General features: G+C 50.5%; 16 protein-coding genes. 6 read left to right on the forward strand and 10 right to left on the reverse strand.

Features of this window, described 5'->3' with window-relative positions; translation table 11 throughout:
- The first annotated feature begins 6 nt into the window (after positions 1–6).
- Positions 7–1,041, forward strand: a complete 1,035-nt coding sequence (locus ABXS70_RS23405) for an aminoglycoside phosphotransferase family protein (protein ID WP_366291236.1) — start codon at positions 7–9, stop codon at positions 1,039–1,041.
- A gap of 243 nt (positions 1,042–1,284) precedes the next feature.
- Here the strand turns inward: ABXS70_RS23405 and ABXS70_RS23410 are convergent, their stop codons facing one another.
- Both ABXS70_RS23410 and fosB read right to left on the reverse strand, forming a co-directional pair.
- A complete protein-coding gene (locus ABXS70_RS23410) occupies positions 1,285–3,096 on the reverse strand; it encodes a S9 family peptidase (RefSeq protein WP_342556210.1) in 1,812 nt (603 codons plus the stop codon).
- Between the two features lie 141 nt (positions 3,097–3,237).
- Entirely contained in the window at positions 3,238–3,657 is a 420-nt protein-coding gene (gene fosB / locus ABXS70_RS23415; RefSeq protein ID WP_342554007.1) for a metallothiol transferase FosB, read from the reverse strand.
- A 160-nt stretch (positions 3,658–3,817) separates the two neighbouring features.
- Here fosB and ABXS70_RS23420 point away from each other — a divergent pair, with 160 nt between their 5' ends.
- The 4 genes from ABXS70_RS23420 (at position 3,818) to ABXS70_RS23435 (ending at position 9,816) form a co-directional block, all read left to right on the forward strand.
- A complete protein-coding gene (locus tag ABXS70_RS23420; RefSeq protein ID WP_342554006.1) occupies positions 3,818–4,717 on the forward strand; it encodes an SDR family oxidoreductase in 900 nt (299 codons plus the stop codon).
- A gap of 320 nt (positions 4,718–5,037) precedes the next feature.
- Complete coding sequence (locus tag ABXS70_RS23425) at positions 5,038–6,648, forward strand: gamma-glutamyltransferase family protein (protein WP_366291240.1); 1,611 nt, start codon at positions 5,038–5,040, stop codon at positions 6,646–6,648.
- 483 nt (positions 6,649–7,131) lie between these two features.
- A complete protein-coding gene (locus ABXS70_RS23430) occupies positions 7,132–8,139 on the forward strand; it encodes a BMP family ABC transporter substrate-binding protein (protein ID WP_366291243.1) in 1,008 nt (335 codons plus the stop codon).
- A 24-nt stretch (positions 8,140–8,163) separates the two neighbouring features.
- Positions 8,164–9,816, forward strand: a complete 1,653-nt coding sequence (locus tag ABXS70_RS23435) for a methyl-accepting chemotaxis protein (RefSeq protein ID WP_342554003.1) — start codon at positions 8,164–8,166, stop codon at positions 9,814–9,816.
- A gap of 786 nt (positions 9,817–10,602) precedes the next feature.
- On the opposite strand, the gene ABXS70_RS23440 is transcribed toward ABXS70_RS23435, so the two are convergent.
- The 6 genes from ABXS70_RS23440 to ABXS70_RS23465 form a co-directional block, all read right to left on the reverse strand.
- Positions 10,603–11,487 carry an IS3 family transposase gene (locus ABXS70_RS23440; protein WP_342553462.1) on the reverse strand — a complete coding sequence of 295 codons (885 nt, stop codon included), beginning with the start codon at positions 11,485–11,487 and terminating at the stop codon, positions 10,603–10,605.
- The gene (locus ABXS70_RS23445; RefSeq protein WP_342553461.1) at positions 11,436–11,753 is read right to left on the reverse strand and encodes a transposase; all 318 of its coding nucleotides are present in this window, start codon (positions 11,751–11,753) and stop codon (positions 11,436–11,438) included. The genes ABXS70_RS23440 and ABXS70_RS23445 overlap by 52 nt, the downstream gene beginning before the upstream one ends.
- Before the next feature lie 206 nt (positions 11,754–11,959).
- The gene (locus ABXS70_RS23450; RefSeq protein ID WP_366291246.1) at positions 11,960–13,684 is read right to left on the reverse strand and encodes an NAD(P)H-hydrate dehydratase; all 1,725 of its coding nucleotides are present in this window, start codon (positions 13,682–13,684) and stop codon (positions 11,960–11,962) included.
- 151 nt (positions 13,685–13,835) lie between these two features.
- The gene (locus ABXS70_RS23455; RefSeq protein ID WP_342554001.1) at positions 13,836–14,468 is read right to left on the reverse strand and encodes an NAD(P)H-binding protein; all 633 of its coding nucleotides are present in this window, start codon (positions 14,466–14,468) and stop codon (positions 13,836–13,838) included.
- Positions 14,469–14,674: 206 nt separating this feature from the next.
- Positions 14,675–15,097: a GNAT family N-acetyltransferase gene (locus tag ABXS70_RS23460; protein ID WP_342554000.1), complete on the reverse strand. Its 423-nt coding sequence runs from the start codon at positions 15,095–15,097 to the stop codon at positions 14,675–14,677.
- Positions 15,098–15,145: 48 nt separating this feature from the next.
- A complete protein-coding gene (locus ABXS70_RS23465; RefSeq protein ID WP_366291251.1) occupies positions 15,146–15,739 on the reverse strand; it encodes a sugar O-acetyltransferase in 594 nt (197 codons plus the stop codon).
- Between the two features lie 282 nt (positions 15,740–16,021).
- Here ABXS70_RS23465 and ABXS70_RS23470 point away from each other — a divergent pair, with 282 nt between their 5' ends.
- Positions 16,022–16,939: a hypothetical protein gene (locus tag ABXS70_RS23470; protein WP_366291254.1), complete on the forward strand. Its 918-nt coding sequence runs from the start codon at positions 16,022–16,024 to the stop codon at positions 16,937–16,939.
- Between the two features lie 359 nt (positions 16,940–17,298).
- Here ABXS70_RS23470 and ABXS70_RS23475 read toward each other — a convergent pair whose 3' ends face one another.
- Both ABXS70_RS23475 and cysW read right to left on the reverse strand, forming a co-directional pair.
- Complete coding sequence (locus ABXS70_RS23475; RefSeq protein ID WP_342553997.1) at positions 17,299–17,538, reverse strand: YezD family protein; 240 nt, start codon at positions 17,536–17,538, stop codon at positions 17,299–17,301.
- Positions 17,539–17,734: 196 nt separating this feature from the next.
- Positions 17,735–18,613: a sulfate ABC transporter permease subunit CysW gene (cysW, locus tag ABXS70_RS23480; protein WP_366291257.1), complete on the reverse strand. Its 879-nt coding sequence runs from the start codon at positions 18,611–18,613 to the stop codon at positions 17,735–17,737.
- Between the last annotated feature and the right edge of the window lie 46 nt (positions 18,614–18,659).

Genomic DNA, 18,659 nt, shown 5'->3' on the forward strand with positions numbered 1-18,659 from the left:
CCTTTTATGACAACTCGCATCTACTTTGCTTCGAATAGTCTCGGGCATGTCCCGGAGCCCGACCTGCAGCGGGCACTTGATCATTTCAATATCGGGGAATTAGTCCACTTTCACCGGACAGCTGAAGGGGTGATGGGACAGACCTTGCTCATTCAAACTACGCAAGGCGAGTTTATTCTGAAAGGCAATCCGTTATACAACGGACAGTTTCAGGAAGAGCAATTTTTCGTGGAACAGCTGTCTGCTCGAACAACCATCCCTGTGCCTGTTCCCTATCAGATTCAGGAGGACACGCAGCTGCTGGGCTGGAGTTACGTAATCATGCCCAAGCTGCCTGGAAACCATCTATATGATCCTGTTTTCCAAACGACTCTAACTTCACAAGATCATAAAGACATTGCTGATGTACTGGCTGAAACGTTAGCCGAGCTGCATCACTGGAAAGTTCCGGATGCCGGAGAATATGATCCTGTGGCAGATAAAATCATGCCTTTTGCCGGCTCGTATCTGGACTGGCTGTACGGAAGCATCCGCCACTGGCTGCACGATGCGGAGAAGTACTCCGTGATTACTGACGATGATTTGCGCTGGGTGGATGAGCAATTGAGGCAGTCCGAATCTGCTTTTTTAGTCTCGACGGTCCATGAATTTGTCATGGGAGATTTCAAAGTTGAGAATTTTCTTGTCCAAAAAGCAGATCCGCCTGCGGCTCCGTGGAGAATCAGTGGATTATTTGATTTTACGACGGCTTATTTCGGTGATGGCACAGCCGATCTGACTAAAATGACCGCAAGATACCTTCGGGAAGATCGGCCTGATCTGGCTGCGAGATTTCTTCGTCATTACCGGGAAAAGGTCTGTGCAGACGATGTGGAAAAATGTAAACATTTTCGTTCGCGCCTTCTTATTCATCTATTGTATCAACGTATTCTGTGGTGGGGTGAAGCGAAGGCCACAGGACAGGTAACTTGGGAAGCTGATCTGTCTTTTGCTCCGTGGGCAGAGCAATATATCGAGAGGGTGCTCTCTTTGCTCGACTGAACGTTCAGATCGTAAGACAAGCTTGCGGCTTGCAGGTGTTAAAGGACTCCATGACTACCGATGGATCTGCATCCATAGTGGTGAAAACCTGATGTGATAACTCAAAACGAAAGCAGCCAGTGATCCTTGTGATCACTGGCTGCTTTTAATTTGCTCTATATTATAGCCCACGTCTACTTGGTCTACCTCAGTTATAGTCACATCAAAGATCTACTGAATTCTATAGTGATCCAACGATTCAAATTAAAACTGTGTGGCAGGAGTCTTTTGATGTTTTTGCAAAAACTCGACCATTTTACGATAAACTAAAATTTCATTTGTTTTTCTGGAGAAACCATGGCCCTCATCATCCAATACGATGTACTCGACGTCTACGCCTTTCTCCTGCAGTGCGGATACGATCTGGTCGGATTCAGCCTTGACCACCCTTGGATCATTGGCTCCTTGGATGACCAGCATCGGGTTTACCATCTGATCCAGATACGTAATTGGCGAATCTTTGATCAAGCGTTCACGGTCACGTACCGGATCACCCAACCATTTGTCCATCATAGGCTTCCAGTCTTCCGGTACAGATTCCAGGAAGGTAAACAGATTACATGGCCCAAAGATATCCACAGCTGCGCGGAACAGCTCTGGATGACGACCTGCCAGCAGCAGGGTCATATAACCTCCGTAACTGCCGCCCACCACAAATAAACGCTCTGGGGAGCTAATACCCTGATCAAACAACCACTGAATGCCTGCGACACAGTCCAGCCTTGGCCCTTCGCCCCAATCCCGCTCTACCATCTTCACGAATGCAGCACCATAACCGGTACTTCCCCGGAAATTCGGAGCAAAGATGTGGTAGCCCTGTGCCAGCAGCAGCTGGAACATCGGCCGAAAGAACTTGCCCTCCGATGCCTGCGGTCCGCCATGCGGCCAGAATACGCTGTAACCGTTAGCTTGCTCCGGTTTGGCTTTGAACAGCAGTGCTTCAATCTCCAGTCCGTCATAGGAACTGTACCTTACTACATCTGGATATACGAGATCATCCGGGTTCAGACCCGTTACCCGATTGGCCGTTAACGGCTCCCAAGAATCAGATCCTGCGAGCAGACGATAGATGTTGTGCGGCTGTACAGCACCGCGTCCAAGAATGTACACGTTACCAGCTTTGGTCACGTTCACCTGTTCGATCGTATCAAGCGGCATGTCCATGCGGCGAGGTTTTTCAGCATCTTTTTCCAGCACATACATGTGGTACTCCGGCCCGGTCATTGTCCAAACAAATAACGTTTCAGATGCCTCATGCCAGCGAATTTCTTCTACATCTTCTCCTTCAATGTGACACAACGCTCGGAACTCTCCCGTATCAATCACATACTCAGCCACATAGGAATAGGCCGAATCATCATTGGTAATCAGCAGCAGGCGATCATTTCCTGCAAACAGAACATATGGAACCTGACTCTGTCGCTCGGTAACCGGTACTATGGAATGAGATTCCCCGTTCCGGTACAAATGGGCTGTCTGGTACGTGTTGGAATACATTTTGATGATAACATAGGCTTCTTCATTCGGGCTTACTGCGATCAGACTGCTGGTTGCCTCTTCTCCTTGATGCAGCAGCTTGTCCTCTCCCGTTTCCAGGTCACGGCAGCGTGAGTTCAAATAATTCGGATTGCCCGAACTGGTATTATAATACAACCGTTTCCCATCCTCCGATAAGTGAGCATAATAACAGCGGTCATTTGGCTCTGCCGGCACAATAGGCAGCGGAACTCCACCCTCCGGCGGCAGTGCATAGAGGTGATAATTTTCATCCCCATCTCGATCAAAAGCAGTGAGCAGATGACGCCCCTGCGGATCAGCCTTAATAAATTGACTGCTTTGGTCCAAATACGTCAAAGGATAGGGATATCCCCCAGGCAAATCCAACGCCCAAATATTCGGCTGACCATTCAGGTTGCTGTCCATATACAGCTTCTTCTCATCCGCTGATACGGCAAAATGCGAAATACGATACGTCTGAAAATATTGCTCCACATCCGGTTTTGGAAACTGAATCATCATAAACCTCCTTATGATTGAACCCGTGAATTTAACATTGGTAAATTAAGGTGCTATTTGTCCAGTTTATCGTTTATTCCATTGTTTTCACAATAGATATGTGAGCTTTAATTCCATTAATATTTTCTAAGAGGCATATCCTTACGTATAAAAGGTCATGTGCGGTTTATCCTCACGGTAATATGTCAACCGCTGCTTCAAGCTGCCTGTATGCAGTTCGAATAGATGTCCGTCCGGGTCTGTAAAATAAACCGATCTCCCATCCCGCTCATCTCTCGCTCTTCCGGGAATAATATCGGCTCCTGCAGCTCGCAGCTGCTCCACTGATGCGTCAAACTCTTCCTCTTTTACCGTAAACGCGATATGGGTATAGGTTCGTTCCGTATAATTCCGAAGAACATCCTCCTGGTTCAAAGCAATCCAAAGGCCCGCCAGTTCAAAGTAGGCCAGCTTGCGTCCTTTCACCTGAATTCGGGCACCCAGAGCCTGCTCAAAGAACGTAATGGATCGCTCCAGATTCGATACGGAAAAGCACAAATGATTGATTCCCTGAATGTTCATAGGGCTCCTGACACCTCCATCAAATTTAAAGATTCACATCCTTATTATGGTATATTTTTTGCATAGAAAACAAGCATGTTACTTCGTATCACCGCACCTTCTTCTGGGCGAACGCATAGGGTAGGTTTATCAAGAAACGTTCGAGGAGGATGTCAAAACCATGAACCCTGTCTATCCATTTTACGGTGAAAAAACGGTGTGCAAGCCGCAGAAGTTAGCCTTTCCGCCCCAACATCAGGATCGGCAGCCCGGTCTGGAATCGCTGATGGTGCCCGAACCGATCAGTGAAGATCCTGCTTATATAGGCAGCTGTAAGCTTCAAAACAAGGTTGCCATTATTACGGGCGGCGACAGCGGCATAGGGCGAGCGGCGGCAATAGCTTTTGCCAAAGAAGGTGCAGACGTAGTCATCGCTTATCTATATGAACGAAACGACGCAGAATGGACACGTGATCGGATCGTGGAGCTCGGTCAGCGCTGTCTGCTCATCGAAACAGATCTGCGGCTCAAACCAAACTGCGAAGCAGTCATTCGCAAGACCATGGAAACGTTCGGGAAAATCGACATACTGGTCAACAACCACGCCGTGCAGTATGTGCAGCAGAGCATTGTCGACATCACCGAGGAGCAGCTCTACCATACGTTTCAAACGAATGTGTTCTCGTATTTTTTCCTGATCCAGGCAGCCCTTCCCCATCTGTGCCAAGGGGCATCTATTATCAATACTGCCTCCATTACAGCCTACAAAGGCGATGTGCGGCTAATCGATTATTCTTCGACCAAAGGGGCCGTGGTGTCTCTCACCCGTGTACTCTCCCAATCCCTGGCTGACAAAGGCATTCGTGTAAACGCCGTGGCTCCGGGGCCCATCTGGACTCCGCTTATTCCAGCCAGTTTCTCGGCTGAAGATGTGCAGGTGTTTGGCACCGATACGCCTATGGGGCGGGCCGGTCAACCTTACGAGCTGGCGGCGGCCTATGTCTATCTGGCATCACGTGATTCCTCCTATGTCACGGGTGAATGCATCCATGTCAACGGCGGCGATATGGTGACTACGTAAGCTTAAATAAAAGTGTGTATTCAAACAGCTTGTTTGTATCTCTCATGGATATAACAGGACATGAAATAGGCCCGGATTGTAAATTGTAGATTGCAGGTTACAGACTGAATCCGGAACTCCCGAAATGGGTGAAGACCTAGACATGCATTAGCAGAGAACCGCACTCTGAAAGGCATGTATTGATGCTCCTCACTCTTGGTGTCAGGTTGGATTTGGTTGGTTTGGCAGGAGATTGGTTATCCCGTTGCGAAAAGGGTTAGAAGCTTTACTCCGGTTAAGAAACGGAATCTGACATCTCGCGACAAGGAGCTGATTGACAAATGAACTTTGATCCCCTTTACCAACCCTATCCCTCATACCGTGTGCCGGTATACGCCAAACAGGGCATGGTGGCGACGTCGCAGCCGCTCGCTGCGCAGGCTGGTCTGGATGTGTTGAAACAAGGCGGCAATGCGATTGATGCCGCCATCGCCACTGCGGCAGCACTCACCGTGCTGGAGCCGACCTCCAATGGCATTGGTGGCGATGCTTTTGCCCTCGTCTGGACAGAGGGCAAGCTGCACGGCCTGAATGCCAGTGGGCCTGCGCCTCAGAGCATTTCGATTGAGGCGCTTCGAGCGGCAGGCTGTACGGAGATGCCGAAGCTGGGGGTTGTGCCGGTGACGGTGCCTGGCGCACCGGCAGGATGGGCGGAGCTGAGCCGTCGTTTTGGACGGCTCACGCTGGCGCAAGCGCTGGAACCAGCCATCCGCTATGCGGAGGAGGGTTATCCGCTTGCGCCGGGGCTGGCCCGCCACTGGGCGCGGGCAGCCGAGGTCTATGCACGCCAGGGCGATGCGGAAGCAGGGCGTGCTTGGTTTGAGACGTTTGCCCCTGGCGGGCGTGCACCCGCTGCGGGGGAAGTGTGGCGCTCGCCGGGCCATGCGGCCGCGCTGCGCCGAATTGGCGAGAGCGAAGCGCGAGACTTTTATGAAGGAGAACTGGCGGAACGCATTCACGCTTTTATGGCCGAGCATGGCGGTTACCTCACCCGTGACGATCTGAAGGCTTTCCAGCCTGAATGGGTTGATCCGATCTCTGTCTCCTATCGCGGCTATGATGTGTGGGAGATTCCACCGAACGGGCAAGGACTCATCGCCCTATCTGCACTTAATCTGCTGAAGGGATTTGACTTTGCCGAGAAGGAATCCGTTCTGAGTTATCACCGGCAGCTGGAAGCAATGAAGCTGGCTTTTGCCGATGGAGAAAAATACATTACGGAAGAACGCAAGATGGGCGTATCTGTGGAAGAACTGCTGTCTGAAGCGTACGCCGCAGAACGGCGCAAGCTGATTGGAGATACGGCACGGGCACCAGAGGCAGGTGATCCGCGCGGCAGCGGAACAGTATATCTGGCTGCCGCAGACGGCGAAGGAAACATGGTCTCTTTTATCCAGAGTAATTATATGGGCTTTGGTTCAGGATTGGTGGTGCCGGGCACAGGCATTGCACTTCAGAACCGCGGGCATAACTTCTCGCTTGATCCGCAGCATGCCAATGCACTGGAGCCGGGTAAACGTACGTATCATACCATCATCCCCGGGTTTCTCACCCATGGCGGTGAAGCGGTCGGCCCTTTCGGGGTAATGGGCGGTTTCATGCAGCCGCAAGGTCATGTGCAGGTCATCATGAATACGATCGATCATCAGCTCAATCCACAGGCTGCGCTCGATTCTCCGCGCTGGCAGTGGATCAAGGACAAAACGATACTGGTTGAGCAGGGCTTCCCCCCTCACATTGCCCAAGCACTCGCTCGTAAAGGGCATGATATCCGAACTGAGCTGGATTCGTCCCCGTTTGGACGCGGGCAGATCATTTGGCGCAACCCGCACACGGGTGTGTTATGCGGAGGAACGGAAAGCCGAACGGATGGCTCAATAGCAGCGTGGTAGAGAGCATGGTAGAGATTAATAATGCAGTGATGCGTACTGGACGATTATGTACTTAATGGGATAGTTCTGGAGTGGATAACCTAAGGATGTAATAAGGACTTATAATACTGAAAAAGGCTTTTAAAATAGGCTTTAAGATAGGTCGTATCGATTAGACGTGACGTATGTAAAGGTCAAGCAGGGCAGAGCAAAGTAGAGTGAAATTACTCTGCTTTGCTTTTTTTATTTTCACGTTTAATTCAAGGCAAACTTATAACTGGAGAGAAGTCTAATGTAATGTAACAACACAATTGTAAGAACCACGTTTAATTCATGAAATGGATTTATATTTCTGTAAACTTTCATTAAACACCATTAAAAAAACACATTTTTCACCGATATAGTTAAAGGGAAAATCTCGCTGCATAGATGACTGGTGTCCATCTATCATCCAGTAAATTTCCATAAGCATACATAAAAGCACAAAGAAATGGGGGCATTTCAATGAAAAAAATGATGCACATCCGAATGGGGCTCACGATACTCATGGCCCTGACGCTGCTGGTACTGGCGGCCTGTTCCAACAGCTCTAAAGCGGCGGTTGCAGATACCAAAACCAGAGTGGGGATTGTCCTCACGGAAGTGGGACTGGGAGACCGATCGTTCAATGATGCTGCTTTTAACGGATTGGTCAAGGCCAGAGACGAGAAGAGCATTGTTTTTGACTATCGCGAACCCAGCAAGGATTTGACGGCTGAAGCTGCGTTTGAGGAGTTTTCCAAAGAGAAGTTCGATCTCATTATCGGTCTGAGCAATACGGTTCTGACGGATATGGAGAAGGCTGCCGCTAAATATCCACATCAGCAATTCCTGTTAATTGATAGTCAGTCTGCCCTGCCTAACATTGCATCCATCTCATTTCGTGCCGAAGAAGGAAGTTATCTGGCTGGTATCGTTGCAGGCATGGCTTCCAAAGAGAACCATGTCGGTTTTCTGGGTGGAATGGAGATTCCAGCACTCAAAGATTTTGAGCAGGGATTCAAACAGGGCGTACTCGCCGTTAACCCCGAGGCTGCTGTAGAAGCTGTTTATGCAGGTGATTTTGGCAATGCGGATCTCGGCAAACAGCTGGCTCAAAAAATGATCCAGGAACAGAATGTCGATGTGATCTATGTGGCCGCCGGTCTTACCGGTGTAGGCGCACTGGCCGAAATACAGGCACAGGGTAAATATGCCATTGGCGTGGATACGGATCAATTCTTTTTGGCGGAAAAAGCAATCCTTACATCCATGCTGAAAAATATAGATGTCTCCATCTATAACGCAGTGAATTCGTTCATTGAGAACAAACATACCTTCCCGAAAAAGGAAATCGTAGAGGGGCTGGCAGAGAACGCAGTAGGCTTGACTGGGCTGCACAACATCACGTTGAGTGAGGAGCAGCAGAAAACCTTCGATGATCTGAAAACTAAAATTTCTTCGGGTCAAACTAAAATTACATTGAATCCATAACCCACGGATCGAGGAGGTACGCATATGAAATTACAGGGAAAACTCATCATCAATGCTCTGATCTCAGTGCTTCTATGTCTTGCGCTGGTCGCATATATCATCACGGAACTGCTCGGCATGAATGCGAAAAATCAAAACTTGGTACCTGCCATGCTGAAGGTAAGTGAGCTGAACTCCAATCAAATTCAGACACAGCAGGCGCTGGATGTTTACTCCTTCTCGATGACGGCCGGTAATCAGGAAGCTGTACTGGTTCTTCTAAAAGAAGGCCAAGCCTTAATTAAGGAGCTGAACGATGGACTGCTGGAAACGGTTGAGGAACGGCAGCTCATTCAAACGGTTCAAACAAAGCTGCAGGCACTGGAAAAAGGCGCTGCCGAGGCCATGACCAGCATGAACAGTGCGGAAGCGAAGCGTTACAGCGCACGGGTTCGAGGCATACAGAATGACATTTATTCGCTGAATGAGATTACGCGGGAGCGGTACACACAGTACACGTTGGATCTAGAGAATGACATCCAAATGACCTGGCAGGTGGCTCTGGGCGGTGCTGCCCTTTTGTTCATCACGGTCATGCTGTTTAATATGTACACATCACGTCAGATATCCAAGCGCATTCGACTGCTCAAGGAAGCTGCGGGACATATCGCTAGCGGTGATCTGACCCAAACGCTGCCTGAACCTAAAGGGAAAGATGAACTTGATGATCTGAGCCGCTCCTTCGGGCAAATGACGAATAACATTCGCGGCATTATCCAGTCCATCGATACAGCTGGACAGCGAGTAGATCAGATGGCACAGGATATTGACCGCGGCAATGATACGGTACAAGCGATTGTGCAGCAGGTCTCCCGTACAACGGAAGAGCTGTCCATCGGCAGCCAGAAGATTGCCGAGGACCTCAGCGAAACCGTCATCGTAGTCGACAAAATGCAGTCTACATTTCATGGCAATCTGCAGGCCACTTCCCAATCCGCCATGGCTGGACGTGACGTATTAGCTACGGTGGAAGAGGGGAACAAGGCCATTAAAGAACAGCTGCGGCTGGCCGAAGTGAACCGCCAAGCGATGTCCGAAGTGGAACAGACTGTACTGGAACTGGAAGAAAGCGCGGCTCGCATCACTACAATGACAGGATATGTATCCGAGATCGCGAAGCAGACAACCCTTCTATCTCTGAATGCCTCCATCGAGGCTGCACGTGCGGGGGAAGCCGGACGCGGCTTCGCTGTCGTGGCAGGAGAAGTGAACAAACTCGCTGAGCAGTCTGCCCAGTCCGTCAAACACATCTATGCGGCTGTGAATGAGATTACCGAATCGATGGAAAAAGTAAAAAGCTCTGTGCTGCAGAGTACGCAGCTCTTTGGTGAACAGGAACAAGCCACTGGCCAGACACGGCAATCCTTCTCGGCCATCCGCGAAAGTGTAGAGCGGATCAGTGCGGGTATCCAGCAGCTTGCTGACGATATGCATCACTCAAGCCAGCTTAGCTCCCAAGTACAGCATGCCATCGAAAATATCAGTGCCATCACCGAGCAGTCCGCGGCCAGCAGCGAAGAGATCACTGCTTCTACTGCGGAGCAGCAGCGCTCCTTCAACGAAGCAAGCATCAAAGTCAAGTCACTGCGTGATATCAGTGCGGAAATGCATCAGGAACTCCAGCGTTTCCGTCTCTAGGATAACCTGGAGAGCAGCGGATGACATGCAGCGCGTGATCCTTCTAACTCGCGGTGTACGTATGGTGTACGCGTGGTGTACATACGGTGTATGCGTAGTAGTGCACGTGTGTTGTACGTACGGTGTATGCATATTGTATTGATTCTAGGCGTATCATGTAAATTTTGGGGGAATCATATTGGCTGGTTGTGCGGCTAAGGCTGCATACTGCTCATATATGGGCAGCCTCGCTGAGGGATTCGACGAAATCATAGTAATTCCGTGCTGAGCAAGACATTACATTTTATTGTAACGATCTCAGGTGACCTTATTTGAATGATTTTGAGTCGTTAGAGATTCTAACGATTTCCACGGAGCTTATTTTGGATAAAATTGAAGTAATGGCTCCATTTCCAACCTAAATGATCGAAATAGGGTTCCCTGGGATCGTTAGAGAATAAAGTTTGAGAATATACCCCAAATAAAGTTCTTCAGGATCGTTAGAAATTTCCACCTTCTAAGAGTGGATATTAGCGTTAGGTAACTCGCCTTCGTCAGTAATAGTTAGTGAGTCTTTTTTAAGTTGGATTTGTGGATTCGGTTCGTGTGTGTAGCCTTGGGTTCGATTCATGCGTTTGGTTCGCTGGTTCGGCCTTGGTTTTGGTAATGCTGCTGCAGCGTATCCAATGGTCGCTGACCATAAACAATGATTAAACCATGTTTCTATTATTATTGAGAATATAATACTAAAAAGGAGCCCTCCACAACTTGGTCAAGACCCCATTTAGTAGACATTATAAAAAGACCCTAGGCTGCAAACTGGCGTCGGTACTCTACCGGCGTCAGTTTTTTCAGTTTCCGTTGTGGCCGCTTTCGATTATAAAAACGAATATATTTTTCGATTTTGCTTTGTGCTTCGTTAAGCGTTCGGATATGATAAGGGTAGAGTCCTTCCGTTTTGAGATGCGAGAAGAAACTCTCCATCGAGGCATTGTCATAACAATTTCCTCGGCGAGACATGCTGATTCGGGCGCCAACCTTTGGCAGCATGTCGTGGTAAGCATGAGACGTGTACTGGAAACCCTGGTCGCTGTGAACGACGAGTCCGGTCACGTCTTTTTGCTTCGCAAACGCCTTACTGAATGTGCGGAGCACCAGTTCATTATCGTTGCGTTCGCCTATTTCGTAGGCCACAATTTCGTTATTAAACAGATCCTTTATAGCTGAAAGATATATCCAGCGCTCTCCCACACGATACTGGGTAATGTCCGTTACCCATTTCTGATTCGGTTTTTCTGCACTGAAGTCTCGCTTCAGGCAGTTCTCTGCTACTCGCTGCGCAGGTGCATACGGGCCACTGGAGCGTCGTTTACGACGAATCCTGGATTGAATACCGAGCATTTGCATCAGGCGGAGCACCTTTTTATGGTTCATCCAAGTCCCCTGATCTTGCCAAAGGAACAACTGGAGTTGTCGATAACCATATTTCCCTTCATATCGTTGATAGGTTTGAAGTACTTGGTTCATCGCCTTTGTATCGCGGTCAAATCGTTTACGTTTTATGTAGGCATAAAATCCACTCCGTGACACGCCAAATACATCACAAAGTTTCTGGATATCCCCGTATGCCGCTACTTTTTCTATGATCTGAAATCTTTCTTGTTTGCTTCCTCCTTCCAGATGACCAAGCACTTTTTTAGCAACGCATTCTCCCGTTTCAGTTTTTGGACATAACGGTCTTGGTCCAAGTATTCTTTACGTCGCCCTCGCTGATCCATCAGTCCAAACTCACCTTGTTCCCGATATTTTCTCATCCAGCGCTTCATTCGTCCTGGGTCATGAATTCCCAGATGCTCATTAATCTTTCGATAAGTCCAGCCCTCAACCGTGTGCAGACGAATAGCCTCATTTTTCAACGTCTCCGAATACGTTTTAAACTTTTGTCCCTTAATCGCCATAAAAAATACACCCCCTAGAATTTCATCGGTTAAACCCAGGGGTTTTTCCAATGTCTATTCTAAGGGGTGCACTTCAACTTGGATGGGGCTCCTTTTTTGATCCTTCTTTGATACCGCTTGTACGTAGGTTTAATCCATTAGTCAGGTCCAGCACATTTATATGTTAATGCTTTTGTATGATGCTGCTCGCTGGTTTAAGATGTTTCTTACAGCGCATCAATGATATCTCCAGCCAGCAGGGATGACGGGTCACCGCGCAGCAGAGCTGCTCGTTCGGCTGCCTGTCCATGCAGGTATACGCCGAATGCGGCGGACTGCTCTGCGCTTAGTCCTTGGGCAAGCAGACCGGCGATGATGCCGGTCAATACGTCCCCTGCACCGCCGGTTGCCATGCCGGCGTGGCCGGTGGTGTTAATGTACGCCTCGCCGGAAGGCGCTGCGATGACCGTTCGTGCTCCTTTGAGCACAAGGGTCACGCCCTGCTCGCGGGCGTACCGTGCAGCGTGTCCAATTCGGTCACGCTGCACCTCGGGGGTCGGCATGCCCAGCAGACGGCCCATCTCGCCTGGGTGCGGCGTAAGGATCGTCGCCGCACTGCGCTGTCCCCAGATGCGCGGCCCGCCCGGGCCTGCATCTGCCAGCATGTTGAGGGCGTCCGCGTCAATAACAAGCGGACGATCCGTCTGCTGCCACAGACGGCGCAGCCAGTCGGTGTCGTCTTCGAAGCGGCCAAGGCCAGGGCCGGTCGCAAGCACGTCGCGGCTCTCCGCAAGGCGCAGCACAGCTGCGGCGGTAGCCGCGTTCCATTCGCCGCTGCCGTCATCGGCTGCAGGGGCAAGCATTAGCTCGGGCACGGTGCCGATGACATGCGGCATCAGCGCCGCGGGCAGCGCCCATGTGGCAAGCCCGCAGCCTGCGCGCAGCGCGGCTTTGGCCGAGAGCAGGCCTGCGCCGCTCATCGGCATGCTTCCTGCGGCCAGCAGCACATGGCCGTAGGTGCCCTTATGGCCGTCCGGTGCCCGGCGGCGGCCTGTGTCCACGCGCAGCACAGCCTGCAGCACCTCTTCCGTCAGCAGACGGACCGAGGGGCCATGCTCCGGCGCGAGCCGCGCGGGTATGCCGATGCCGCGCACGACAATGCGCCCCGCGGCAGAAGCGCCCGGGTACTGTACCAGCCCGCGCTTAAGCAGCGCAAGGCATACGGTCACCCGGGCTTTAACACAGGGCTCGTACACCTCCCCCGTATCGGCATCCAGCCCGCTTGGCACATCGGCGGACACGACCGGCTTGCCGCTGTCGTTCGCCGCCTGAATTAGCGCCGCGTACGCGCCGCGCGGCGCCCCTCGCGAGCCGGTGCCCAGCAGCGCATCCACGATGCCCGTGCACCGGCTGAAGTCCACGGCTTCGCGCCCGTGGACCACGGCAGGGATGCCGAGCTGTGCGGCGGCATCTCTCTGCACTGCGGCTTCGCCCCGCAGTGCCTCCGGGTCGTCGGCGTAGACCAACGTCACGCCGAGCCTCGCTTCCACCAGATGGCGCGCCGCAACCAGCCCGTCGCCGCCATTGTTACCCTTGCCGATCAGCATATACCAGTGCTGATCACCGGGATGCAGCATCACCAGCGCCGGGTCGGCGATGATGTCGCCCCCATAACCCGCGCGATCGCCGGGCCCGGTGTGTGCCCGTTCCGCCCTTTTGGCCGGGCCATGATCAAGCCAGGGGCGAATGCCTGAATCGCCCTTACCATTTTCACGTTGAGCTTCATCGTCTGCAAACCGGCCACGACCACACTGGCCCCCCCGGCACAGTTTGATGACTTCCTCGGCAATCGCTCTGCCTGCATTCTCCATCAAACTGGCTGCAGGAATGCCAAGATGCCGGATCGTATGCTCGTCCACCGCACGCATCTGATCAGCCGTCACGATAAACAACAGTCATCCCTCCCGATCGACATGCTCATTTTATCTGCATCCGCCATTAACATTCATTAGCTTTCCGTTTCTACGTCCTGCCATTCCATCCGATCCAAGCGCCATCCTATACGTTCCTACTGCCAAAGGATTTCCCCAAAACGGCGTATGCTTAGTATCCCACCGTAAACCGCGCTTGAATAAACTGCGGATCATCCAGCTCATCTACTAAAGCCGCAGCAAAATCGCCTACAGATATGCTGCTCTCGCCCAAATCATCTGTAATTACACGGTTCATGCCAATCCGGAATTGACCTGTTCTCCGCCCTGTAGTGATCGTTGCCGCCGGACTCATATAAGTCCAGTGAATGTTTGATTCCTCAAGAAGTCCATAGGCATCCGCATGGGCCTGCGACAGCGGTTTTACTTCTTCGGGGAATCCAGGTGTATTCATAAGCATTTCGCCAGAATCGGTCATCAGACTCCCTGCCCCGCCAACAACAACCAGACGTCCTGCATTTGCACGGCGCACGCCTTCAATCAGTGACCGAGTCACTTCCAGCAGTTCCTCTTCCTCGCCAAACTTCGGCCCATAAGCACTGACTACCGCTTCTTGTCCGGCTGCAAAATCAGCGACCTGATCGGGGTTAAGTATATCCCCCTGCTCCACACGCAAGCGCTTATGTACCATCTCCACCTTGGATGGATCACGCACGACTGCCGTTACTTCATGACCGCGATCCATCAATTCCCACAAGATGGTTTTCCCAATTTCGCCAGTTGCTCCAAAAATCGCTACTTTCATATCCATTCCCTCTTTTCTGTCGATGTCGTCTCATCAATATCGTTATTGTAATGCGATTTCCTTTTGTTATATACCTTAAACGGCTCACGTCATCTTAAACCGGAAATGAGCACTTGTAAACTCGAATCAACATCCCTGTTTTATACAGGGCGCCAAGTTCATCATGCCAAAAAACCTTTGGTTGTCCAAAGGTTAACGGTCTATTTTTACACATCCTGCTCCCCCTGCCTCCACCACATTCCCTCTGACTTCGGACTTGTATATTCAAAGCCAAATTGAGCGTATAAGCGATCAGCAGGAACATCAGCCAGCAGACTGACGAGTCCTCGCGCAGGTACGGCTTCGCGTAAATAGTTCATAATCTCGATCATAATCACTTTCCCGTAGCCCTTCCCCTGCAGATCGGGATGGACCGCAATATCGACCACCTGAAAAAAACAGCCGCCGTCCCCGATGACACGCCCCATACCAATCAGGACATCGTCCTCTCGTAAACATACTGCAAATAAACTCCGCGGCAGTCCAATCTCGGCTCCTTCCCGGCTCATCGGGCTAAGCCCGGCAATCTGCCGCAGCGTCAAATATTCCACCGCAGCTGGCGGTGCATGTTCAATTTTCACCTCATCCATCCACTGTTCTCCCTTCTGATTTTAATGAACTGCCATTTAATGCTTCATCTAAATGCGTGGATATTTATGCTGATCTTCCTCTGTAATCTCCCTGATGACCCTGCATGGATTCCCGGCAGCAATAACGCCGGCAGGAATAGGTTTGGTAACGACACTCCCCGCACCAATAACGACATTGTCTCCAATCGTGACGCCGGGCAGGACGGTTACTCCTCCCCCAATCCACACATTATTTCCTACTGAGATCGGTAAGGCAATCTCCAAGCCTTGGTTTCGCTGTTCAGCATCGAGTGGATGTTCAGGTGTATAGAACCCGCAATTAGGACCAATGAATACGTGATCTCCAAAACGGATTCTACCCGCATCAAGCATAACGGTATTATGATTGCAATAAAAATGTTCTCCGATCTCAATGTTATATCCCTGATCGCAATAAAACGGCTGCTCGATCAGAAATTTCTCTCCTGTTTTTGCAAAAAGCTTCCGGATAAGAGCCTCTCTTTCCGCTAGATTGCTTGGCCGAATTTGGTTATAGTCATAGCACATTTCCTTAGCAAAAGTGCGTTCTTTAACTAACTGTTCATCATTGTTATTATCGTAAAGCAGACCCTTCTGGGCTTTTTCCTTCTCCGTCCATTTCACACTGATTTCCTCCAACACATGATTTCTCTTCGCACAGGTGTATCCTAACAGAAATCCGTGAATTCTCCAATTGTGAATGAAGGGTATCACATGCCTCACAGTCCATTCGCCTCGCTCAACCAGCAGGTGAATGGGCCTCCTGTATTTCGTATAAATACCCTAAGATATCCTCTAAATCAACGCTCCATCTGCTTGAATTCATCGACTTCCTGTGTAATAGTGAGAGAAAGCTTGCGTGAACCGTGTTTCAATACGTTAAGTTGGTGCAGAGGAGGAAAAATTGTGTTTCAACATTGGTTCGATATCCTGCCCTCATATCCTGGCGCTGAAGCGGCGCTGCTCGGGGTGATCGCCCTGCTTCTGGTAACATACCTGTGGTCGGCCACAGAAATTCGCCGCAGCCGGGAAAGACGAATACAAAGGGTACGAGATACATTATACATAAGCACAAAACTTTTGGGACAACTTACCATTTGGGAACAGCGAAAATATGAAGTATCTGAACACGAGCACCATGAGCTGCTGAAGGCAATGCTGACCTGCAGGACGGCCTCATGCCTCTCCCCGCAGCTGCATGACCAGATTCGTGAATGCGTTAAAGACCACGATACGGCCAGACTTGCACTTATGCATAAAGCGCTGGAACGAGAGTGCACCGCACTTTCGGAAGAACTCATCCGGAATGCCCATTCCGTGCACTGGGGCAGGTCCATCTGGACAATTATCCGCCCGGCTGCTGAACCTGCCGCACTTGCAGCCACTGCACTTTTATTCGGAAGTTTCTACAACAAACTCCTGAGAGAAGGCATCATGCTGGACTCATGGGAAGGAATTCTACCATGGATACAGTGCGCTTCCCTCATGCTGACCATCGTTTACGGTTATCTGCTGTGGGCCAGTCCCAAACGGGGGACAGCCGGCACCTTACTGAGATGGCTCTCGCTGCTGATTGCGCTGTGCGCGCTGCTTCACCTGATCGGACTTGCGGCAGCGCCTTACGCTCTTGCACTGCAGCTGATTCTTTTTGCCTCAGGATTCAGATTGACCGGATCACGTTCCCGCAGTGAGCGTCCCTATGCCGGGCATACCGACAGCGGAGAAGCCGGCAGCAGTGACATCGCGTCAATCTCTGAATCCGTGGAGGAGGAGATGAATGATACAGATGCCTCCCGAAAATTCATATCCAGTTCAGACAAGTGAAACATTCCAATTCAGAGAATTGAACAACTCGTCTCTAGTGATTATATTTGTCTTATAATCCTGCTTTCTGAACAGGTAAAATGGTTAGTGCACAAAAAGGGCTGTTCTCCAAGTCACTTCCGTGATTTGAAGAGCAGCCTTTCATCATTTATTTATATTGTTTAGCTGCAGGTTGTGTTTGCAGCACTTTTTACGTTTTCCACGTTTGCAGCGTTTGTTACGTTTTTTTTTGCATCTACGACCCTTCTCAGCTTATCATCCTAATTGCACTATGAAGTAAATGACGTATTTCGTAAATTCGCTCCAAACAACGTTTCAGATTTCATGTCAATACATCATGATCATACGTTTAGGCTTCTCTATCCTTTGGCACTCGCATTTGATCCACGAACGGAACGGGATGAGGTACTTCGAGAGGTACTGCCGGATTTGGAGGCGCTGCCTGAGGACGTATTTTCAAAACGCCTGCGCTCCGTTCGCTCCATCTGCACAATCTGACCCTCATGTACTACGATGTGCAGTGAACCAAACTCCATGTCATTCAGCTGTCCGGCAATTCGGTCCAACCATACCTCATCCACTTTTAACGGCTTAGCCATAGAGCCGCCTCCTCTTCTCGGGCTTCCACCCGTTATAATCCTGTTAACATCTGTATTCCAAAAGATTATAATTCATTCTTATCCAACCTATATACTTGGTTTATACAATATCAGGGCTTCCAGCGGCTGTCAATTGATATTTTGATCCCATACAGCAGCTTCCTTTTCCAGCTCTTTTCTTACGCTTTCAGTACAACTACCCCTTATCTGACACGGCTTTATGCCCAAGCCAGCTTTTGAGCAGCAGCGTAGCCAAGGCCAGGATTAACAATAGCGAGGCCACAGCAAAGGAAGCTGAAAATTGATATTCGTTATACAGAATTTCAACGTGCAGCGGCAGGGTGTTCGTTTCTCCGCGAATGTGTCCAGACACTACAGATACAGCTCCGAATTCACCCATGGCACGCGCGTTACACAAGATGATGCCGTACAGAAGTCCCCATTTAATGTTGGGTAACGTCACGCTCCAGAAGATGCGCCACCCGGAGGCGCCAAGCGTCACAGCCGCTTCTTCTTCCCGAGTTCCTTGATCCTCCATGAGCGGAATCAGTTCTCTCGCCACGAAAGGAAAGGTAATAAACAATGTCGCAATCACAATGCCCGGCAGCGCAAAAATAATTTTGATATCATGCTCGGCCAGCCATGGGCCAAACCATCCGTTTGAGCCAAACACCAGAACAAAGATCAAACCGCCAACGACAGGCGAGATGGAAAAGGGAAGATCAATCAGGGTAATCAGCAGTCCTTTCCCTTTGAACTGGAATTTGGTGATGACCCAGGCTGCCGCCACGCCAAAAATCGTATTTAGCGGAACGGTGATTGCGGCAACCAGTAGAGTCAGCTTCAGTGCAGACAAGGCATCCGGTTCCGTCAGCGCAGCCATGTAGACACCCCAGCCTTGCTTCAGCGCTTCCATGAGCACGATCACCAGCGGCAGGATCAGCAGCCAGATCAGGACGAGACTCGCAAGTCCGATCAGCAGCCATTTTACCCAAGCTGCCTCTGTTGTCGCGCAATTTGTACTGCGTCCGGTTTTTACAGGCGGAACAGGACCAAGGGGTACAGAACTCGCCATAAATACACCTCCTTCGGTTTGGGTGAGCGTGACGCAGCGCGGCTGT

It is taken from the genome of Paenibacillus sp. AN1007 (assembly GCF_040702995.1).
In the GTDB taxonomy this organism is placed as follows: Bacteria; Bacillota; Bacilli; order Paenibacillales; family Paenibacillaceae; genus Paenibacillus.